General features: G+C 45.9%; 4 protein-coding genes and 2 pseudogenes. 4 read left to right on the top strand and 2 right to left on the bottom strand.

The genetic code is table 11. The annotated features are described in order from the left end of the window. Nucleotides 1-72: 72 nt before the first annotated feature. Together J8X26_RS22545 and J8X26_RS22550 are read left to right on the top strand one after the other, a co-directional pair. Nucleotides 73-492 (top strand): annotated as a pseudogene (locus J8X26_RS22545) (ATP-binding cassette domain-containing protein); the annotation flags it as partial. Nucleotides 493-495: 3 nt separating this feature from the next. Continuing rightward, a complete protein-coding gene (locus J8X26_RS22550) occupies nt 496-1,152 on the top strand; it encodes a CPBP family intramembrane glutamic endopeptidase (protein WP_208952016.1) in 657 nt (218 codons plus the stop codon). A 205-nt stretch (nt 1,153-1,357) separates the two neighbouring features. Here the strand turns inward: J8X26_RS22550 and J8X26_RS22555 are convergent. Beyond that, nucleotides 1,358-1,633 (bottom strand): annotated as a pseudogene (locus J8X26_RS22555) (integrase core domain-containing protein); the annotation flags it as partial. A 458-nt stretch (nt 1,634-2,091) separates the two neighbouring features. On the opposite strand from J8X26_RS22555, the gene J8X26_RS22560 reads away from it, so the two are divergent. Next, the gene (locus J8X26_RS22560; RefSeq protein ID WP_208952017.1) at nt 2,092-2,592 is read left to right on the top strand and encodes an antirestriction protein ArdA; all 501 of its coding nucleotides are present in this window, start codon (nt 2,092-2,094) and stop codon (nt 2,590-2,592) included. A 41-nt stretch (nt 2,593-2,633) separates the two neighbouring features. Next, on the top strand, nt 2,634-2,834 hold the full coding sequence (locus J8X26_RS22565; RefSeq protein ID WP_208952018.1) for a hypothetical protein: 201 nt from the start codon (nt 2,634-2,636) through the stop codon (nt 2,832-2,834). Nucleotides 2,835-3,069: 235 nt separating this feature from the next. Here the strand turns inward: J8X26_RS22565 and J8X26_RS22570 are convergent, their stop codons facing one another. Further along, nucleotides 3,070-3,306 carry a hypothetical protein gene (locus tag J8X26_RS22570; protein WP_208952019.1) on the bottom strand — a complete coding sequence of 79 codons (237 nt, stop codon included), beginning with the start codon at nt 3,304-3,306 and terminating at the stop codon, nt 3,070-3,072. Between the last annotated feature and the right edge of the window lie 217 nt (nt 3,307-3,523).

Here is a 3,523-nt window from a genome sequence, read left to right on the forward strand (position 1 = left end):
ATGATTGAGTACCCGGAGCGAATGTCCGGGTACTGACAAACGGGCGTTTACACAAAATCTGGTACAGGCCCTAACTATCACAAGATGATCGCCTGCGTCATGCAGGATGACAAGCTGTTTTCCGGCACCATTCGGGAGAACATCAGTGGCTTTGCGGACGAAGTAGATGAAATTTGGATGCAAGAATGTGCCCGAGCCAGCTACCTGCACGCGGTTATCGAAAAAATGCCAATGGGCTATGAAACCATGATAGGTGAATTAGGAGAAGGATTATCAGGCGGCCAAAAACAACGACTGTTTATTGCGCGGGCGATTTACAAAAAACCTGCTGTCTTGTTCTTAGATGAAGCTACCAGCGCTCTGGATCAGGAAAGTGAGACGATAGTTAATAATGCGATTAAAGCACTTGAAATTACAAGGATTATCATTGCTCATCGAGAAACTACGATAGCTTCAGCCGACCGCATTATTTATTTAAATGGAAGGGGTTGAGAGATGATTAAAAAAAACATTTATCTGATTATAATTAATATTCTCCCGGTATTAGTAATGTTTGGAATCACATTTTATCCCTACTTACTGCCCAATCGGAGCCAGTTATATCAAGCAGGGTTAGCCATTCCGGTTCTATGTATATTAGAATTTATTATTATTATACCTATTTATTTTATTTTTTTTAGGAATAGGAAGGGCATGGGGATAGGTATCATTAACTCAAAGTTATTATTTATTTTCTTGGTGGCCATTATATTTTGTCAATATGCAGGGCCTGTAATTATGGGTATGGGAGCGAATAAAGAGCTAATGTGGAATAGAGATTTGCTGACAGACCCAATTTTTTTGTCAACTATTTTTCTAATGGTCTTTATCGTGCCTATTTATGAAGAAATAGTGTTCAGAGGTTGCTTGTTTGACGCGCTTTTACTGTGTTTTCGAGGGAGGATTTATCTAGCATCTATAGCAACCTCAATTACGTTCGCTTATTTTCATACTCAATTTACAGATATTCGAGCATTAATTATCCTCGTTGCTATTTCGACAGTTTTAGTCTGTGCAAGGACCTTCTCAAAAGGGCTGCTAATGCCAATTATTTTGCATATTTCAATGAACGGCATAGTCATGGTGGTGAAGATGATAATCTCTTTTAATTGATACTTTTAATGTTCATTGTTTTTTTTGATTCCTATATCTAGCATGCTATTACTAGATAACCGCAAAGTCAGTAAAGAGCGGCTACATCTATAGATATTTCCATCAATACACGGATTCTAAAGTCCAATGGAATTAAAACATACACTAGCGAATTATTTCCAGTTTGAAGTGGTCAACAAAAACTGGCCACAGTTTTAGATTTTTTTCAGTATCGATTTTCCGATTCGTTGGGTGATAACCCGCCATTATATTCGTGCGGCCTGAGCACGCTGTAATATCCAACGATATAGTCTGTTATTTCATGGGCAGCATCGATTAAGCTTAAGTAACCTGTCACTGGTATCCATTCACTCTTCAGGCTCCTGAAGAACCGCTCCATCGGGCTGTTATCCCAGCCGTTTCCACGTCGGTTCATGTTCTGTTTGATCCGGTAACGCCACAGTAACTGTCTGAACTGCCTGCTTGTAAAGTGGCTGCCCTGGACACCCTTCTAAGAGTCAAGCCATTAACGGGGTGCTGTTGATCTGCCTGTTTTGATTTCGCAGTGATGTATAAACTTCCCGTGAGATATATCGCTTCAGACAACGTATTAGATTGGCTGTTCGGTAGCTCATTAATTAAAATGACAATTGATGGTTAATGCTGGTTTGATATCCATCATGGCTAAATATACAAGTAAATAACCCTTCAATAAACGCTGTTATTTTATTAAACAGTTGACTTCAAACACAACTGCTCACCCGTTCGCACTCATCCACTCGGCAGTCTTCCCGTCGCGTTCTCGTTCAATATTCACTCGCCCGCCGTTCAGCCTACCTCCTTCCTTCGTTTGCGCTGCGGCTTCCGGTAGCGCCCCTGCATCCTCCGCTTTCCGCCCGTCTGTCGTGTCGGCACGGCGTAAGCCGGAACTGTGATCCCACAACCACCGGAGAAAGGCACATGAGCACAACAACACCCGCCGTGTACGTCGGTACGTACCACAAATACAACTGCGGCAGCCTCGCCGGGAAATGGCTCGATCTGACTGAGTATGATGACGAGCAAGATTTCTTTACAGCATGCAACGAGCTACATGCTGATGAAGAAGATCCGGAGCTGATGTTTCAGGATTGGGAAGGTATTCCGTCCGGACTGGCGTCCGAAAGTCATGTGAACTGGGCGTTTATTGATGCCTACCGGCAGGCAAAGGCGGAAGGGCAGGGAGAGGCGTTTGTTGAATGGGCAGAATATTTCAACGCCTGTGATTATGACGCGTTTCAGGAATCGTATCTGGGTGAGGCGGAAACTGAAGAGGACTACGCCCGCGATTTCGCCGATGAAACCGGCTTACTCGATGACATGCCTGATTCACTGCTGATTTACTTCGATTATGAAGCATATGGGCGCGACATGTTTTTGAACGGGCTGGTTCTGCTGAACGGCTACGTGTTCTCTGAATAACATATTAAACGGCAGGGTATCCCTGCCGTAAGGATAAACACATGAAACTGACATCTGAAACGCGTGAAACATTGCAGCATTATAAATCGTTAATTAATGCCAGCCGGCGCGAGGCCGGATTGTCTCCGCTCAATACGACACAGATTCTGGACGATATTTGTACTTATCTGAAATATCAGAATGTTGTTTATATCGGCGGCGCTTTTATTCAGCAGGCTGGGATCAAAAACCTCGATAAGTAAGCGGTAAGAGACGGGCGGGAAGCCGCCTGTTATCGTGCGAAAACCCCTTTCAGGCTACGCCTGGCGATAGCCGACTGCTCTGCGCCTTCGGCGCCGTGCGTCTCCGCTATCGGCGTGAATTATTGCCTGATAAGCAAAACCTGGTCTCCAGCTGGTCAGATAATTCAGTAAATACCGCTATTTTGCATACGGATTCAGTGTGGTTTTGTTGTTGTCCGGGCTTCGCGATGCTGATTTAAAACGTGTCACAAGAGCCTACACCGGCCACCTTCGGCTCATGACCAGCAAGCTGGTCAATCGTCGAGCCATACTCCGACGGGCAGCTGCTTCGCACCGGCCAGTCTCCGCCGAAACCGCAAGCGGCTTCGTGCCTTCCGGCTAATGTCTGATGGAGCACGTCAACGTCTGCAGCTGGCTGACGCCAGCGCATTAACCGCACCGGCAATAATGCCGCCGGTACTCTTCGGCGCACCACCGTTTCGCTGCCGCGCCCCGGCGTTGCGGCGGCCCCCCGCTCATTGCTACTCCGGCACCCTCTTTCCGTTTAAGTTGCAAAATCGCGTCTAAATCGATCACCAATTCGCATCGCAATCGATCATGATTTCGCATCGTGTCCGATTGCGTATTCTGGCCGATCGTGAACAGTCATTCTGGTGGAACGTGAACGCAGATTCTGGTTTAACGTGAAC

The sequence above is a fragment of the Rahnella sp. ChDrAdgB13 genome (genome assembly GCF_017655185.1).
Classification (GTDB): domain Bacteria; phylum Pseudomonadota; class Gammaproteobacteria; order Enterobacterales; family Enterobacteriaceae; genus Rahnella; species Rahnella contaminans.